This is a genomic window from Anaerostipes hominis (ex Lee et al. 2021) (assembly GCF_002270485.1).
Taxonomy (GTDB): Bacteria; Bacillota; Clostridia; order Lachnospirales; family Lachnospiraceae; genus Anaerostipes; species Anaerostipes hominis.
This window is the reverse complement of sequence record NZ_NQOG01000004.1, coordinates 42,593-58,729: the sequence shown is the minus strand read 5'-3', so window position 1 is coordinate 58,729 and position 16,137 is coordinate 42,593. Positions and strand designations below refer to the sequence as shown.

The following is a 16,137-nucleotide window of genomic DNA, read 5'->3' as shown; positions in this document are numbered from 1 at the left end:
AGGATGAAAATTGTAAACAATAACAGCAAGGTGAAGGAGATCATCAGCAATGTTGAGAACAAGCTGAACAACAACTTCGGAACAACATTGGAGGAGGCGACCAGAGATGAGCTTTATAAAGCGGGAGCTGGCTGCATCCGGGATGATATCATGCATCTTTGGACCAAGAGCCGTAAAAAGACAGAGGATCTGGGACTGAAAAAATTATATTATATGTCTGCAGAATTCCTTATGGGAAGAGCATACAGCAACAACCTGATTAATTCCGGGGTTTTGAGGGACTATAAAGAGGCCTTCGAAAAGATGGGCATTGACTTTGACGATATTTTAGATGAAGAGAGCGATCCGGGGCTTGGAAACGGAGGGCTGGGACGTCTGGCGGCATGTTTCCTGGATTCTTTGTCTACATTAAATCTGCCGGCGATCGGATGCGGTATCCGTTATGAATACGGACTGTTCCGGCAGAAGATCATCGACGGCAGCCAGGTAGAGGTAGAAGATGACTGGCTGAGAGACGGTTTTGTGTGGGAAGTAGAACGCCCGGAACTGACGATGGAAGTCCACTTTAACGGAGAGATCAGGGAAAACTGGACGGAGGACGGCTTAAAGATCGAGCACTACAACTATCACACAGTGCTGGCTGTACCGTACGATGTGCCGGTAATGGGATATAAGACCAATGCCCCGGCCACATTGAGACTCTGGAGTGCAAAGAGCAAGCAGAACTTTGACCTTCACTCCTTCAATAAGGGAAGATATGAGAAGGCCTCTGCGGACTCAGAGTTTGCAGAGGTGATCTCAAAGGTTCTCTATCCTGCGGATGACCATATGCAGGGAAAACTGCTCAGATTAAAGCAATTTTATTTCCTGACATCTGCCACTATGCAGCTTATGGTGAAACACCACAAGGAAAAAAGAGGAGATCTCCATACTCTTCCTGAGTATGCGGCTGTCCAGATCAACGATACTCACCCGACCCTTGCGATCCCTGAATTAATGAGGATTCTCATGGACGAAGAAGGCTTTGGATGGGAAGAAGCAGAGGACATCGTAAGCCAGATCTTTAACTATACAAACCATACGATCATGGCCGAGGCTTTGGAGTGCTGGGACGAGAATATGTTTAAGCTCCTTCTGCCAAGAATCTATCAGATCATCTGTGTCATGAACCAGAAGTACTGTGAGCGCCTGAGAACTTATTATCCGAATGATGAGGCCAAGATTGCTTATATGGCGATCATCGGAAATAACCAGATCCGCATGGCAAATCTTTGTGTTGCCGTCTGCCACAGGGTAAACGGAGTATCCCAGCTTCACGGAGACATATTAAAGACGAATCTGTTCCACGATTCTTACAATATTTATCCTCAAAAATTCCTTGCCATTACCAACGGCATTACACACAGAAGATGGCTTGCTCTGGCAAATCCGGAACTGTGTGATCTGATCCAGGATAATGTCAGGGGAGACCTGCTCGGTGACTACCGTCTGTTTGAAAAGATCATGCCGATGGCTGATGACGCGGAATTCTGCAAAAAATATGATGCTATTAAACAGCGCAATAAGAGAAGGCTTGCCAAGTATCTGAAACAGAAACAGGGAATTGAGATCAATCCGGATTCTCTGATCGATGTACAGTGCAAACGGCTTCACGAGTACAAAAGACAGCTGTTAAAATGCCTGCATATTATTTATCTGTACAAACAGGTGAAGAAAAATCCTGATTTCTTAAGCAAGCCGATCACCTTTATTTTCGGGGCAAAAGCGGCTCCGGGATATCAGAGGGCAAAGGAGATCATTCGTCTGATCAACTCCATCGGAGATATGGTCAACAATGATCCTGCTACGAAGGATAAGATGCAGGTTGTATTTGTAGAAAACTACTCTGTGTCTGTGGCTGAAGTGCTGATACCGGCGGCTGACATCAGTGAACAGCTTTCAACAGCCGGACTGGAAGCTTCCGGAACCGGAAACATGAAGTTTATGATGAACGGTGCGCTGACTCTGGGAACCATGGACGGAGCCAATGTAGAAATTTTTGAGCAGGTAGGAAAAGAAAATATCTTTATTTTCGGAGCCACTGTGGATGAGATTAATTCCATGAAACAGTACCGGACATACAATCCGGGAACCATTTTTGAACAAAACCCAATGATCCGTGAGGTGTGCAACTGTCTGATCGCCGGAGAACTTCCGAGATACGGAAAGAGAAAATACTCTGATATTTATCAGTCTCTGCTGTTTGGAGAACATAATATCCCGGATCAGTATTTTGTCCTGTATGATCTGCCTTCTTATGTGGAAGAATTTGAGAAGGTATACGACATGTATATCAATCACCACGATGAATGGGTGAAGAAAGCGGTGATCAATACCGCCAAATCCGGATTTTTCTCTTCCGACAGAACAATCGAAGAATACAATGAAAAAATCTGGAATTTACCAACATACAAATAGGCAGGGTGAGAGAACATGATCCATAATGCATCAATTGAGCAGTACAGAGAACCTGTTGGGGCTGTCACAAAAGGCGAAGAGGTAAAACTTCGCCTTTTTGCCTTAGAGGGAACTGCTGTCACTGTGGAACTGGTCTTATATTCGGAAGATTACCATAAGACCTTTTCAATGAGAGAGAAAAAGGGCTTCTATGAATGTATCATAGAGATGCCCGAAAAAGCGTGTATCCTGTGGTATTATTTCAGGATCACAGAGGGTAATTACACGTATTATTACGGAGCAAGGCCGGGACGGACCTGCGGGGAAGGCATTCGGGTAGAAGAAGATGTCCAGGGCTTTCAGATAACGGTTTACGAAAGAGGGTTTGAGACGCCTAGATGGCTTTCAAAAGGCATTATGTATCAGATATTCCCGGACCGGTTCTGCCGGGGAGACCGGCAGAATACCGTACGAGGGGAAGCATACCACAGAAAAATGGGCCGTGATATTTATGTGCATAAAAGCTGGGAGGAACGCCCGCTTTTCGGACCGATGGAGGGAAAAGAATTTTACGATCCGTGTGATTTCTTCGGAGGCGATCTGGAAGGGATCAAAAAGCGGCTGGATGAACTGAAAAAGCTTGGGGTTACATGCATTTATCTTAATCCGATCGTCGAGTCAAGCTCCAATCACCGGTACAATACGGGAGATTATAAAAAAGTAGATCCGTTCCTTGGAGACAACGATGACTTCAGGGAATTATGCGAGGTTGCCAGAAGAAAAGGAATCCATATTATTTTGGACGGGGTTTTCTCGCACACGGGAGCAGACAGCCTGTATTTCAATAAAAATGGGAATTATAAGAGCGTGGGCGCGTACCAGAGCCAGGATTCACCATATTATGACTGGTATTCTTTTGACAGCAGGGGAGATTACAAGAGCTGGTGGGGCTTTCGGAGTCTGCCGGAAGTCAATGAGCTGGATGACCGCTTCCTGTCTTATATTATCACGGGAAGGAATTCCGTGTTAAAGCACTGGTTTAACCTGGGGGCATCGGGATTCCGGCTGGATGTGGCAGATGAGCTTCCGGATGAATTTATTTTCCTGATGCGAAAAACGATGAAAAAGATGTTTAAGAACTATGCCCTGATCGGGGAAGTGTGGGAAGATGTGACCACCAAGGAAAGCTATGGGGTCAAGAGAAAATATGCTCTCGGCAGGGGTCTTGACAGCACTATGAATTATCCGTTTAAGGTAAACTGTGTCAATTTTTTGCTTGGAAATGAAGATGCGTATGCCATGCAGCAGTTTTTGCTGGGGCAGCAGTGCAATTATCCAAAGCCGTTTTATTACAGTGTGATGAATTTGCTTTCGTCCCACGACATCCCAAGAATCCGGACGACACTGGCTTCCGGCATGAATGAGATGCTGCCGTCAAGGGAAAACCAGATCGACTATGTGGTCACATCAGAAAATGACCGCAGGGGAGCCGTGCTTTCCAGGCTGGCATTTGCGATCCAGTTTTTCATTCCGGGAATTCCCTCGATTTATTATGGGGATGAATATGGGATGAACGGCCTGATGGACCCGTTTAACCGGGGACCTTATTTTAAACATGACACGAAAATTTATGAAGAATTGAAGACGGTTTCTGTGTTCAGGAGCAGGGAGAAAATCCTTCAGACAGGGTATGCGCTGTACATCGGTGCATCGGAAAACGTTTTGGCAGTCCTGCGTTTTGTCGCCGGGAATAAAGATATATTTGGAGAACCGTGCGGACAAGGGGCCTATCTCCTGCTTGTCAATCCGGGAGAAGAGGAAGAAGAAATAGAATTTGACATCGCGGATCACAGGGAAGGGGTGCCTGAGGAGGAACACAGGCGTCTCGTCAAGATGCTTGGCAATACCCGTGTCCACACAAAGGTACAAAAATCAGACTATAAGATCATGCGTCTGTCATAATTCCGTCAATAACTCTTCGTCCGCATGATCCATGACGGAGAATGCAACATTTGTCCCGTGATCAGCGATCCGTTCGAGGGATGAAAGCATATCAGAAAATAACAGACCGGCCCGGGGCTCACAGATGCCCTGGGCCATTCTGTTCAGGTGGCGTTTTTGATAGCGGCGTTCCATGGCATCTATGGCCTGTTCGTGTTTATAAAAGTCGGGGATCATTTCTTTTTTGTGCTCTTTAAAGATCAGCACGGCGTCCTTAAGAAGGGCAGATACAGCGTTGTACAAATTCACCAGCTCGCGCTTCGCATCTTTGCTCAGACGGGAATTGTGGTCAGCCGCTGAGCGGGCACTGTCAGCGAAATTTTCGGCAAGATCGCCGATGCGCTCGATGTCGCCGACGGTATAGAACATGCTGCCGAGAATCTCGCGGTCGCCTACGGGCAGTTCCTGCAGATTGGAATTGACGAGGAAGTCGGTGATCTTCTGGCTCAGACTGTCGATCTCCTCCTCTCTCTGGTAAATCTCTCCCAAATGTTTTGTACTGCAATTTAAAAATGCGTGGAAAGCCAGTTCCAGATTCTTGTTCGCGAGCTCTGCCATGCGGGAAATCTCCTGCCGGACCTGAGGAATCGCGGAGATCGGAGAGCGGTACTCGCCGATGAAGTTAAGATCGGAGCGGGCAGGCTTTACTTCGTCTCCGGGGACGATCTTTTCTGCCAGTTTGACGATCAGTCCTGTGCTCGGGAACATGATCAGGACTTCGAAGATTTTGAAAAAAGTATGAGCGTTGGCAACGCTGCGCCCTACATTGCCGCTTGATATATGTAAGATCGTGTCGGTGATCGGGCCGAGGAATAAGCTGAGCATTGTAAAAATTGCAGCGCTTCCGAAGATGTTAAATAAAAAGTGAATCATTGCGGCGCGCTTTGCATTTTTCTTTCCGCTTAAACTGGCGAGGAGTGCAGACACACAGGAACCCATATTGCAGCCCAGAATGATGAAAAAACAGATGGGAAGTCCCAGCAGTCCCTGGGAAGCCATCAGGAGTACGATGCTGACCGTCACAGAGGAACTCTGGAGTACAGCGGTGATGACAAAGCCGATCAATACAGCGGCAAAATGGTTGTCCAATCCGGAAAGGGCCTGCATGACAGCCGGTGAGTCCTTGAGGAATGACATCGTAGATGACATGGTGGTAAGGCCGGTGAACAGCACGCCGAATCCCAGAACAACTTCCCCTGCTTTTTTAATCCTTGGGTTCTGTACGAACATGACCATGATCACGCCGGACATTAAAAAAACAGGTGCTGCATCTGAGAGATTAAATGCTACCAGCTGGGAGGTCACGGTTGTTCCGATGTTGGCGCCGAGGATCACGCCCGCTGCCTGTGACAGATTCATAAGACCTGCGTTTACAAAACTTACGACCATGACCGTGGAGGCACTGGACGACTGGATGATCGCTGTGAAGAAGATGCCTACCAGCATCCCGGAAAATCGGTTGGTTGTGAAAAATTCCAGGATCCCTCTCAGCCTGGCACCGGCGGCTTTCTCAAGACCGTCACTCATCAATTTCATTCCGTACAAAAAAAGTCCCAGGCCGCCGGCCATCGGTAATAGAAAAGAACTCATTGCTGCCTCCTTGGTTTATATAAAATTTAACATAGATTTTACAAATACGTTACTTCTATTTTACTTTAAAATAAGCAAAGAGACAAGAAAAACAGATTGTCATTTTTCATTGTACAAGGTATAATAAACCAAATATAAGGAGGAAGTTTATGAAGCATTATGATTATATTTTAGTGGGCGGAGGACTTTTTAACGGAGTCGTGGCCAGAGAAGCAGGAAAACAGGGGAAAACATGTCTGGTCGTGGAAAAAAGAGACGCCCTGGGAGGAAATATCATGTGCAGAGATGTGGAGGGGATCTTGGTCCATGAGTATGGAGCACACATTTTCCACACAGGCAATGAGGAAGTGTGGCAGTATGTGACCTCGCTGGCAGAATTCAACCATTACATCAACTGTCCGGTAGCCAACTATCACGGTGAGACATATAATCTTCCTTTTAACATGAATACCTTCAGCAAGATGTGGGGAATCACATTCCCCGCCGAGGCAAAAGAGATCATAGAGTCACAGAAACAGAAGGTGGAGGGAGAGCCATCAAATCTGGAAGAACAGGCCGTCAGTCTGGTGGGTACAGATATATATGAGAAACTCATCAAAGGGTATACGGAAAAACAGTGGGGAAGAGACTGTAAGGACCTGCCCGCATCGATCATTAAGAGGATTCCTGTCCGGTACATCTATGATAACAACTATTTTAACGATCCGCATCAGGGAATACCGAAAGAAGGATACAACAAGCTGATCGAGAGGCTGTATGATGGCTGTGATGTGATGCTCTCCACAGATTATCTGGAAAAGAGAGAGGAGCTGGAGGCTATGGGGGACAAGGTCATCTACACCGGAACGATTGATTCTTACTATGGATACTGTTTTGGAAAGCTGGCCTACCGGAGTCTCAGATTTGAACACGAACTGCTGGAAGAAGAAAACCATCAGGGCGTGGCAGTCATGAACTATACGGACCGGGAGACGCCGTACACAAGAAAGATCGAACACAAGCACTTTGCATTCGGAAAGCAGGAAAAGACTGTAGTCACAAAAGAGTATCCTGCAGAATGGGAAGACGGGATGGAACCTTACTACCCGGTCAACGATGAGAAAAACAACCGGCTGTTTGAAAAATACCGCGAATTGTCCAGGAAAGAAGAAAAAGTCTTGTTCGGAGGAAGACTCGGGGAGTACAAATACTACGATATGGATAAAGTCATCGAGTCTGCTCTGCGGTTTACGAAGGATACGCTGAATCTGTGATGCTTTTCGTGTAAATTCTGCCGGGGTTAACAGAAAAAATTTAAAAAGACCGTTTGGAATTTCTCACAGAATTCTGAACGGTCTTTTTTTGTCCTAGGGGGTTTGCACGATTTTTTAAATCTTGTTATAATAAATTCTATATGCCATGAAATGAAAAAGAATGGAGAATACCAATGCAGATATATAACGACGAAGCACAAAAACAGTATTCCTACATGGAAGAAATGAAAGAGTGGGTGAAGGTACAGGAGGAACGCCTAGGAAGGCCTCTCACCTGTCATATCACCACATTTGGCTGCCAGATGAATGAAAAAGATTCAGAAAAACTGCTGGGAGTTTTAGAGACCATCGGTTATCGGCAGACCGATACAGAATATGCGGACCTGGTACTCTTTAATACGTGTACCGTGAGGGAGAATGCAAATACGAAACTTTACGGCCACCTGGGACATGTAAAGAAAGCAAAAGAACAGAATCCAGAAATGATCATCGGCCTCTGCGGCTGTATGATGCAGGAAGAGCAGGTCGTGGAGAAGATCAGAAAGAGCTATCCGTTTGTGGATCTTATATTCGGGACCCACAACATTTTTAAGCTGGCGGAGCTCTTGAAAGCAAGGGCAGATTCCGGCGGAATGATAGTGGATATTTGGAAAGATACGGATCAGATCGTCGAGGACCTTCCGAGCGACCGGAAGTTTTCTTTTAAATGCGGCGTAAATATCATGTTTGGGTGCAATAACTTCTGCAGTTACTGTATCGTCCCTTATGTGAGGGGCCGGGAGCGCAGCCGGAAGCCGGAGGACATTATAAAGGAGATTGAAGGTCTGGTAAAGGAAGGGGTCCGGGAAGTGATGCTGCTCGGACAGAATGTAAACTCATACGGGAAAAATCTCGCTGAACCTGTGAGTTTTGCACAGCTTTTACAGAGGATCGAACAGATCGAAGGGCTTGCCCGCATCCGGTTTATGACACCCCATCCCAAGGATCTCTCTGACGAATTGATCGAAGTGATGGCTTCGTCGAAGAAAATATGCCGACACATGCATCTGCCGGTACAGTCCGGAAGCAGCAGAATCTTAAAGAAAATGAACCGGCATTATACAAAGGAAAGCTATCTTGCGCTGGCCCAAAAGATCAAAGAGAAAATTCCGGGGATCGCGATGACTACAGATATTATTGTAGGATTTCCGGGGGAGACGGAAGAAGATTTTGAAGAGACATTGGATGTGGTAAGAAAAGTGAAGTTTGACAGCGCCTATACGTTCGTCTATTCCAGGAGGACGGGGACGCCGGCGGCTGCCATGGAAGATCAGGTGGAGCCTTCGGTGGTGAAAGAAAGGTTCGGACGGCTCCTTGAGGTAATCAAGAAAAGTTCCAAAGACAACAGGAAAGAAGGAATAGGAAAAGAGGAGGACGTTCTTGTGGAGGAGAAAAATACCCACGAGAGCGGCATGGTCACCGGCCGGCTTTCCAACAATATCTTAGTACATTTTAAAGGAGACGAGAGTCTTATCGGACAGATCGTCCGGGTAAAGATCACGGAAGAAAAAGGTTTTTATTATATGGGAGAACAGGTAAATGGCTAAATTAACTCCAATGATGGAACAATATATGGCGATCAAAGAACAGAATAAGGACTGTATCCTGTTTTACAGGCTGGGAGATTTCTATGAGATGTTCTTTGACGATGCACTGACGGCTTCCAGGGAACTGGAGATAACACTTACAGGAAAAAACTGCGGTATGGAAGAACGGGCCCCTATGTGCGGAGTCCCGTTCCATGCGGTGGATTCCTATCTCAATAAACTGGTGGAGAAGGGATATAGAGTTGCGATATGCGAGCAGGTGGAGGACCCGAAACAGACCAAAGGGATCGTAAAGAGGGAAGTCATCAGGATCGTGACTCCGGGAACAAATATTTCTCAGCAGAGTTTAGAAGACGAGAAGAACAATTATCTCATGTGTATCTTCTGCAGCGACGATAGTTTCGGACTGTCCGTGGTGGATGTGACGACGGGAGATTTCCGTACCACATCCATGGATGAACTCCACAAAGTTGTGGATGAAATCTTTAAGTTTGCCCCTGCCGAGATTATATGCAATGATGCATTTATGATCAGCGGTGCGGACATAGAATTTATAAAAGATAAGCTGGGCGTCTCTGTTTCCAATATTGACCATTATTATTTTGACGAAGAGCAGGGGGAGGCCGCCATCAAATCCCAGTTCCATGTGGGAAATTTAAACGGCCTGGGCCTTTCAGACCATCCTATGGGGAAGATTGCCACAGGAGCGCTTCTTTTATATCTGCATGAAACTCAGAAAAATGCGTTAAATCATCTGATGTCCGTCTCTCCGTATGAGACGAGTGAATATATGATTATCGACAGCTCCAGCCGGAGGAATCTGGAACTATGCGAGACGCTGAGGGACAAAAAGAAGAAAGGTTCCCTTCTGGGCGTACTGGATAAGACGAAAACGGCCATGGGGGCAAGACTTTTGCGGAGTATGATCGAACAGCCTCTGATCGACCGCGCAAAGATCGAGGAGAGGTATGATGCGCTGACGACATTGACAAAACAGGCCATTGCCCGTGAGGAGATCAGGGAATACCTGAATCCGGTCTATGATCTGGAGCGTCTGATGACAAAGGTCAGCTATCAAACAATAAACCCAAGAGACATGATCGCCCTGAAAGTGTCTCTCCAGTGGCTTCCGCCTATCAGGACGATCCTTGAAGAATGCGGTGACAGCCTGCTGTCCGGCCTCAGAGAAGACCTGGATACGCTGGACGATGTGGCAGGCCTTCTAGAGGACGCTATACTGGAGGAGCCTCCGATTGCAGTCAAAGAAGGCGGTATGATCAAGGATGGTTTTTCAGAGCAGATCGATCAGTTAAAGCGTGCCAAGACGGACGGCAAACAGTGGCTGATGCAGCTGGAAGAGCGGGAGAGGCGCGCCACCGGAATCAAAACCCTGAAGGTGAAATTCAACAAGGTGTTCGGATATTATCTGGATGTGACGAATTCCTACAAGGACAAAGTGCCGGAACATTATATAAGGAAACAGACGCTTACCAACTCCGAGAGATATACAACGGAGGAACTGAATAAGCTGGCAGACACGATTCTCGGGGCTGAGGACAGACTGTGTGCACTGGAATATGAGACCTTTGCGTCCATCAGGGAAACCCTGGCAGGAGAAATGGAGCGGATCAAGAAAACCGCCGGAGTCATCGCATATCTGGACGTACTCTGCTCTCTGGCCTGTGTGGCAGAGCAGAACGGTTATGTGAGGCCGAAACTGAACACAAAAGGGCTGATTGATATCAAGGAGGGGCGGCATCCTGTGGTAGAGCAGATGATGTCCAACGATATGTTCATTTCCAACGACACGTATCTGGACAGCAAACGGCACCGGGTTTCCATCATCACCGGGCCGAATATGGCAGGTAAATCAACTTACATGAGACAGTCGGCCCTGATCGTTCTCATGGCCCAGATAGGTTCCTTTGTGCCGGCCCAAAAAGCCAACATCGGCATTGTGGACAGGATTTTTACCCGGGTGGGCGCCTCTGACGACCTTGCCAGCGGACAGAGTACCTTTATGGTGGAGATGAGCGAGGTGGCGAATATTTTAAGGAACGCCACAAAGGACAGCCTGCTGATTTTGGATGAGATCGGCCGGGGCACCAGCACTTATGACGGTCTGAGCATTGCATGGGCTGTGGTGGAGTACATAAGCAATCCAAAGCTTTTAGGTGCCAAGACTCTGTTTGCTACCCATTACCATGAACTTACGGAGCTGGAGGGCAAGATCGGCAGCGTCAATAACTACTGTATCGCGGTGAAAGAACAGGGTGACAACATTGTATTTTTAAGGAAGATTGTGAAAGGCGGAGCGGATAAAAGCTACGGCATTCAGGTTGCCAAGCTTGCAGGAGTGCCGGATATGGTTATTCAGAGGTCAAAGGAGATTGTGTCAGAGCTGAGCGACAGTGATATTGTTTCCAGGGCACAGAAAATCCAGGTGAGCAATGAGCCCCAGCAGCTTTCTCTGTTTGCAAATGACGGTGAGCCTACGATGGAGCACCCGTTTATGGCGGAGATCCGGAAAAAGGACCTGTCTTCCATGACACCGCTGGAAGCACTGAACTATTTATATATTCTGCAGAACAGGCTTAGAGAAGAGGAATAGTTATGGCAGAAATTCAGTTATTGGATCAGAAGACAATCGATAATATCGCCGCCGGGGAAGTGATCGAGAGGCCGGCCTCCGTGGTCAAGGAGCTGGTGGAAAATGCGATTGATGCCAAAGCGACGGCGGTGACCGTGGAGATCAGAGACGGCGGCATGACTCTTATGAGGGTGACGGACAACGGGTGCGGCATTCCGAAAGAGGAAGTGAGGACCGCGTTTCTGCGTCACGCGACGAGCAAGATACGCTCCGTGGAGGACCTGGTATCCGTTTCGTCTCTGGGATTTCGGGGAGAAGCACTCTCAAGCATCAGCGCGGTTGGACAGGTGGAAGTTATCACCAAAACCGCAGGGGCTTTTTCCGGGGTTTCTTATAAGATCTTTGGCGGAGAGGAACAGGGCTTTGAGGAGATAGGCGCTCCGGACGGCACGACATTTCTCGTGCGCAATCTGTTTTACAATACGCCGGTCAGACGGAAATTCCTGAAAAGTCCGGTGACCGAGGCGGGATATGTGGAACAGATCATGGTGCACATGGCATTGAGCCATCCGGACATCGCGTTTAAATTTATCCATAACAGCAAGAATAAGATGTATACGTCGGGAAATGGAAACGTAAAAGATATCATCTACCATTTATACGGCAGAGACGTAGCGGGAGCTCTCCTGCCGATTTCGTTAAAGGGGCCAACGGTCAGTGTGGACGGATATGTGGGAAAACCATTTATCTCCCGCGGGAACCGGAATTATGAAAGTTATTTTATAAACGGCAGGTATATTAAGAGCAAGATCATCTACAAGGCCATTGAGGATGGGTATAAAACGTTTACCATGGCCCATAAGTATCCTTTTGTATGTCTGAACATAAAAGTGGAGCCGGAACTTCTGGACGTCAATGTACATCCGACAAAGATGGAGATCCGTTTCCGCAACGAAAAAGAACTGTATGAGCTTTTAGTGTCAGGCATTAAGGAGACGCTGTCTCACAGAGAAATGATACCGAAAGCGGAACTCGGGAAGCAGAAGAAGGAAGCAAAGCCTGTACTTCCGGGGAAAATGCCTGAGCCTTTTGAACAGGTGAGAAGGGAAGAACATCACGGGGATAAGGCAGCAAAATATACTGCTCCCGAAACTCCGGCCGAACCGCAGGGGACACTGAAAAAAAATACTACGAAACCGGAGGCAAAGAAGTCTGTCTTTGCAGGAGTCAATTATCATAAAGATGCCGGGAAAGAAGATATACAGCAGATGACACTCAATGAAACCTCTCTTCTGGATGAGGAGGCAAAGCCGGACCGGAAAGTGATCGGACAGCTCTTTAAGACTTACTGGCTGATCGAGTACGAAGACCAGCTGTTTATCATGGACCAGCATGCGGCGCATGAGAAAGTGAATTATGAAAAGCTTATGGAGAGCTTCAGGGAAAAAAAGATTTACAGCCAGGGAGTGGAGCCGCCTTACGTGGTGACGCTGTCTATGGCGGAGGCAAAAGTGCTCGATGAGACAAAAGACATCTTTCAGGAACTTGGGTTTACGATTGAGGCGTTTGGAGGCAATGAGTTCTGCATCCGGCAGGTGCCTGCAAACTTATACGGCCTGAAAGAGAAAGAACTGTTTATGGAGCTTTTAGACTCTCTCACCGCGGATGGGGTGAAAAAAGATCCGGAGATGATTACGGATAAGATCGCTTCCATGGCATGCAAAATGTCGGCGAAAGGAAACCAGAGAATGTCGTTTCCCGAAATAAAACATCTTCTGGAACTCCTGATGGAATGTGAAAATCCGTATACATGTCCCCACGGACGGCCTACGATGATCAAGATGAGCAAGTATGAGCTAGAGAAGAAATTTAAGCGTATCGTGTGAGTTTTTTACCATTATTTCTGTCGCGTTTTGAAATGCGCTCCTCCAATAATGGTAAAAAACTGTTATAGAAAAAGGATGGGATTATGAACGATAGAGAGTTGTTGGAGTTGGCGAAGCAGGCCAGGGGGCATGCCTATGCGCCTTATTCCGGTTTTTCTGTGGGTGCGGCTCTGTTGTGTAAGGACGGGACCGTATTTACCGGGTGTAATGTGGAGAATGCTTCTTACGGCGCGGCGATCTGTGCGGAGCGCAATGCCGTTAGCACTGCCGTGGCGGCGGGATACAGGGAGTTTGATGCCATTGCCATCGCGGCAGAGGGAGACGGGTGTGTTTATCCGTGCGGTATTTGCCTGCAGGTGATGAATGAGTTTTCTAAAGATATGCGGGTGATCTGCCAGGATAGAGAAAGCTGGCAGGATTTTTCGTTAAAAGAACTGCTGCCGAAAGGATTTGACAGCTTATGAAGCCGATGATCATACTGACCGGGCCTACGGCGGCGGGGAAGACGGAGCTGTCTATAAGACTTGCAAAAGCAGTCGGAGGAGAGATCATTTCTGCCGATTCTATGCAGGTCTATAAAAAAATGAACATCGGGACGGCAAAGATCATGCCGGAGGAGATGGATGGAATCCCTCATTATCTGGTGGATGAATTGGAACCGGATGAGGAGTTTCATGTAGTCCGGTTCCAGCAGATGGCGAAGCGAGCGGCAGAGAAGATTTATGAAAAGGGCAGGATTCCGATTGTAGTCGGAGGAACCGGTTTTTATATTCAGGCTCTCTTATACGATATAGACTTTTCCAGGGAAGATGCAGACCGGGGATACAGAGACAGACTAAAGAAGCTGGCAGAGGAAAAAGGAAATGGATATCTCCACCGGATACTGGAAGAAGTTGACCCGGAATCTGCACAGGCTATCCATGAAAATAATACAAAAAGGGTGATCCGGGCATTGGAGTTTTATGAAAAGACGGGAACCAAGATTTCCATGCACAATGAACAGGAGAGAACCAAGGAATCCCGTTATAATTTTGTCTATTTTGTCCTGACTCATGAGCGGGAGATTCTGTATGAGAGAATTAACCACAGAGTTGACCGGATGATAGAAGCAGGGCTGATCGATGAGGTCAGGCAGCTTGCCGGTGAAGGGTATACAAAAGACATGGTATCCATGCAGGGGATTGGTTATAAAGAAGTTTTTGACTATCTGAAAGGAAAACAGGATCTTTCAGAGACGGCAGAGCGCATCAAAAAAGATACGAGGCACTTTGCAAAGCGGCAGCTCACATGGTTTCGGCGGGAAAAAGAAGTCACCATGATTAACAGGCAGAATTACCGAATTGAAGACGAGATTCTGGCATTTATGCTGGAAAAGATCAGAGAGAAAGGCATATGGGATGGATCAGTTAAAAGAATATTATAAAGAATTGGGTGTGTCCGGAGAGGTATATGACTATGCAAAGAACATCGAGTCATCGCTTTCCGAAAGATTTGCAGAATTTGATGCAGTGGCAGAATTTAATCAGCTGAAAGTGCTGAAAGCTATGAAGAAGAACCGTATTTCAGAGGCACATCTCGGAGAGACCACGGGATACGGATATGATGATATCGGAAGAGAGGCAATTGAGGGAGTCTATGCGGATATTTTCCAGACAGAAGATGCCCTGGTGCGCCCGCAGATCACCTGCGGTACCCATGCCCTGGGCCTTTCGTTAAATGCTAATTTAAGACCGGGCGATGAAGTCATGTCTCCGGTCGGAAAGCCTTATGACACATTGGAAGAAGTGATCGGTATCCGGCCATCCAAAGGCTCTCTGGCTGAATATGGGATCACCTATGCCCAGGCGGATCTGAAGCCGGACGGTTCTTTTGACTATGAAGCCATAAAACAAGCCATAAACGATAGGACAAAGCTGGTCACGATCCAGCGGTCGAAAGGCTATGCCACACGGCCGACACTTTCTGTTGAGAGAATCGGGGAGCTGATCTCATTCGTAAAGGATATAAAGCCGTCAGTCATCGTCATGGTGGACAACTGCTATGGAGAGTTTGTCGAGGAGACGGAGCCGTCCCAGGCAGGAGCAGACTTAGTCGTAGGCTCGCTCATTAAAAATCCAGGTGGAGGGCTGGCACCCATCGGGGGTTATATCTGTGGAAAGAAGGAATTGATCGAGCAGTGTGCATACAGACTTACTACACCCGGCCTTGGCAAAGAAGTGGGTGCATCTTTAGGAGTCAACCGCCAGTTCCTGCAGGGACTGTTTCTCGCGCCCACAGTGGTAAACAGCGCCCTGAAAGGGGCTGTATTTGCGGCTAACCTGTATGAAAGCCTCGGATTTAAAGTGGTCCCTGACGGAAAGGAGAGCCGACACGACATTATTCAGGCGGTAGAATTCAACGACCCTGAAAAACTCAAAGCGTTCTGCCAGGGAATCCAGGCGGCTTCGCCGGTGGACAGCTATGTGACGCCGGAGCCGTGGGATATGCCGGGCTATGACAGTCAGGTCATTATGGCGGCAGGAGCGTTTGTCTCAGGCTCCTCCATCGAACTCAGTGCAGACGGTCCGATGAAACCTCCGTATGCAGCCTATTTCCAGGGGGGGCTTACCTATCCACATGCCAAGTACGGGATTACAATGTCCCTTCAGCGGATGGCGGAAAAAGGGCTCGTACTGCTGTGATGTCGGATGCCGGATTTTTATGTCGGGAGAATAAGAAAAATTTAAGGAAACCGTCATAGTTCCTGGGTATACAAGAAAAAGATCTTATGGTAAGATTTATTAATGAGAAATGTT

The 16,137-nt window shown here is 47.4% G+C and carries 10 protein-coding genes; 9 read left to right on the top strand and 1 reads right to left on the bottom strand.

What is annotated here, in order from left to right; all coding sequences use genetic code 11:
• Positions 1 to 3 precede the first annotated feature (3 nt).
• Positions 4 to 2,457 carry a glycogen/starch/alpha-glucan phosphorylase gene (locus CI597_RS05695; RefSeq protein ID WP_024727057.1) on the top strand — a complete coding sequence of 818 codons (2,454 nt, stop codon included), beginning with the start codon at positions 4 to 6 and terminating at the stop codon, positions 2,455 to 2,457.
• A 15-nt stretch (positions 2,458 to 2,472) separates the two neighbouring features.
• The gene (locus CI597_RS05690) at positions 2,473 to 4,398 is read left to right on the top strand and encodes a glycoside hydrolase family 13 protein (RefSeq protein WP_024727058.1); all 1,926 of its coding nucleotides are present in this window, start codon (positions 2,473 to 2,475) and stop codon (positions 4,396 to 4,398) included.
• On the opposite strand, the gene CI597_RS05685 is transcribed toward CI597_RS05690, so the two are convergent.
• Positions 4,393 to 6,027 (bottom strand): Na/Pi cotransporter family protein, encoded by a 1,635-nt coding sequence (locus CI597_RS05685; RefSeq protein ID WP_024727059.1) that lies wholly within the window; start codon positions 6,025 to 6,027, stop codon positions 4,393 to 4,395. The genes CI597_RS05690 and CI597_RS05685 overlap by 6 nt on opposite strands.
• Before the next feature lie 149 nt (positions 6,028 to 6,176).
• Between CI597_RS05685 and glf the strand changes: the two genes are divergently transcribed.
• The 7 genes from glf (at position 6,177) to CI597_RS05650 (ending at position 16,023) form a co-directional block, all read left to right on the top strand.
• On the top strand, positions 6,177 to 7,280 hold the full coding sequence (gene glf, locus CI597_RS05680) for a UDP-galactopyranose mutase (protein WP_024727060.1): 1,104 nt from the start codon (positions 6,177 to 6,179) through the stop codon (positions 7,278 to 7,280).
• 173 nt (positions 7,281 to 7,453) lie between these two features.
• Positions 7,454 to 8,866 carry a tRNA (N6-isopentenyl adenosine(37)-C2)-methylthiotransferase MiaB gene (miaB, locus tag CI597_RS05675; RefSeq protein ID WP_024727061.1) on the top strand — a complete coding sequence of 471 codons (1,413 nt, stop codon included), beginning with the start codon at positions 7,454 to 7,456 and terminating at the stop codon, positions 8,864 to 8,866.
• Positions 8,859 to 11,477 carry a DNA mismatch repair protein MutS gene (gene mutS / locus CI597_RS05670; protein WP_024727062.1) on the top strand — a complete coding sequence of 873 codons (2,619 nt, stop codon included), beginning with the start codon at positions 8,859 to 8,861 and terminating at the stop codon, positions 11,475 to 11,477. The genes miaB and mutS overlap by 8 nt, the downstream gene beginning before the upstream one ends.
• Before the next feature lie 2 nt (positions 11,478 to 11,479).
• Positions 11,480 to 13,342, top strand: coding sequence for a DNA mismatch repair endonuclease MutL (gene mutL, locus CI597_RS05665; RefSeq protein ID WP_024727063.1), 1,863 nt, complete (start codon positions 11,480 to 11,482; stop codon positions 13,340 to 13,342).
• An 83-nt stretch (positions 13,343 to 13,425) separates the two neighbouring features.
• A complete protein-coding gene (gene cdd, locus CI597_RS05660; RefSeq protein ID WP_024727064.1) occupies positions 13,426 to 13,806 on the top strand; it encodes a cytidine deaminase in 381 nt (126 codons plus the stop codon).
• Positions 13,803 to 14,765, top strand: coding sequence for a tRNA (adenosine(37)-N6)-dimethylallyltransferase MiaA (miaA, locus tag CI597_RS05655; RefSeq protein WP_024727065.1), 963 nt, complete (start codon positions 13,803 to 13,805; stop codon positions 14,763 to 14,765). Before cdd ends, miaA begins: the two co-directional genes overlap by 4 nt.
• Positions 14,740 to 16,023 carry an aminotransferase class I/II-fold pyridoxal phosphate-dependent enzyme gene (locus tag CI597_RS05650; RefSeq protein ID WP_024727066.1) on the top strand — a complete coding sequence of 428 codons (1,284 nt, stop codon included), beginning with the start codon at positions 14,740 to 14,742 and terminating at the stop codon, positions 16,021 to 16,023. Before miaA ends, CI597_RS05650 begins: the two co-directional genes overlap by 26 nt.
• Positions 16,024 to 16,137 lie beyond the last annotated feature (114 nt).

Bases quoted from the DNA above. Each gene is read 5' to 3' on its own strand.
- CI597_RS05690 (WP_024727058.1), top strand. From the start codon at position 2,473: ATGATCCATAATGCATCAATTGAGCAGTACAGAGAACCTGTTGGGGCT.
- miaA (WP_024727065.1), top strand. From the start codon at position 13,803: ATGAAGCCGATGATCATACTGACCGGGCCTACGGCGGCGGGGAAGACG.
- miaB (WP_024727061.1), top strand. From the start codon at position 7,454: ATGCAGATATATAACGACGAAGCACAAAAACAGTATTCCTACATGGAA.
- CI597_RS05685 (WP_024727059.1), bottom strand. From the start codon at position 6,027: ATGAGTTCTTTTCTATTACCGATGGCCGGCGGCCTGGGACTTTTTTTG.
- glf (WP_024727060.1), top strand. From the start codon at position 6,177: ATGAAGCATTATGATTATATTTTAGTGGGCGGAGGACTTTTTAACGGA.
- CI597_RS05650 (WP_024727066.1), top strand. From the start codon at position 14,740: ATGGATCAGTTAAAAGAATATTATAAAGAATTGGGTGTGTCCGGAGAG.
- cdd (WP_024727064.1), top strand. From the start codon at position 13,426: ATGAACGATAGAGAGTTGTTGGAGTTGGCGAAGCAGGCCAGGGGGCAT.
- mutS (WP_024727062.1), top strand. From the start codon at position 8,859: ATGGCTAAATTAACTCCAATGATGGAACAATATATGGCGATCAAAGAA.
- CI597_RS05695 (WP_024727057.1), top strand. From the start codon at position 4: ATGAAAATTGTAAACAATAACAGCAAGGTGAAGGAGATCATCAGCAAT.
- mutL (WP_024727063.1), top strand. From the start codon at position 11,480: ATGGCAGAAATTCAGTTATTGGATCAGAAGACAATCGATAATATCGCC.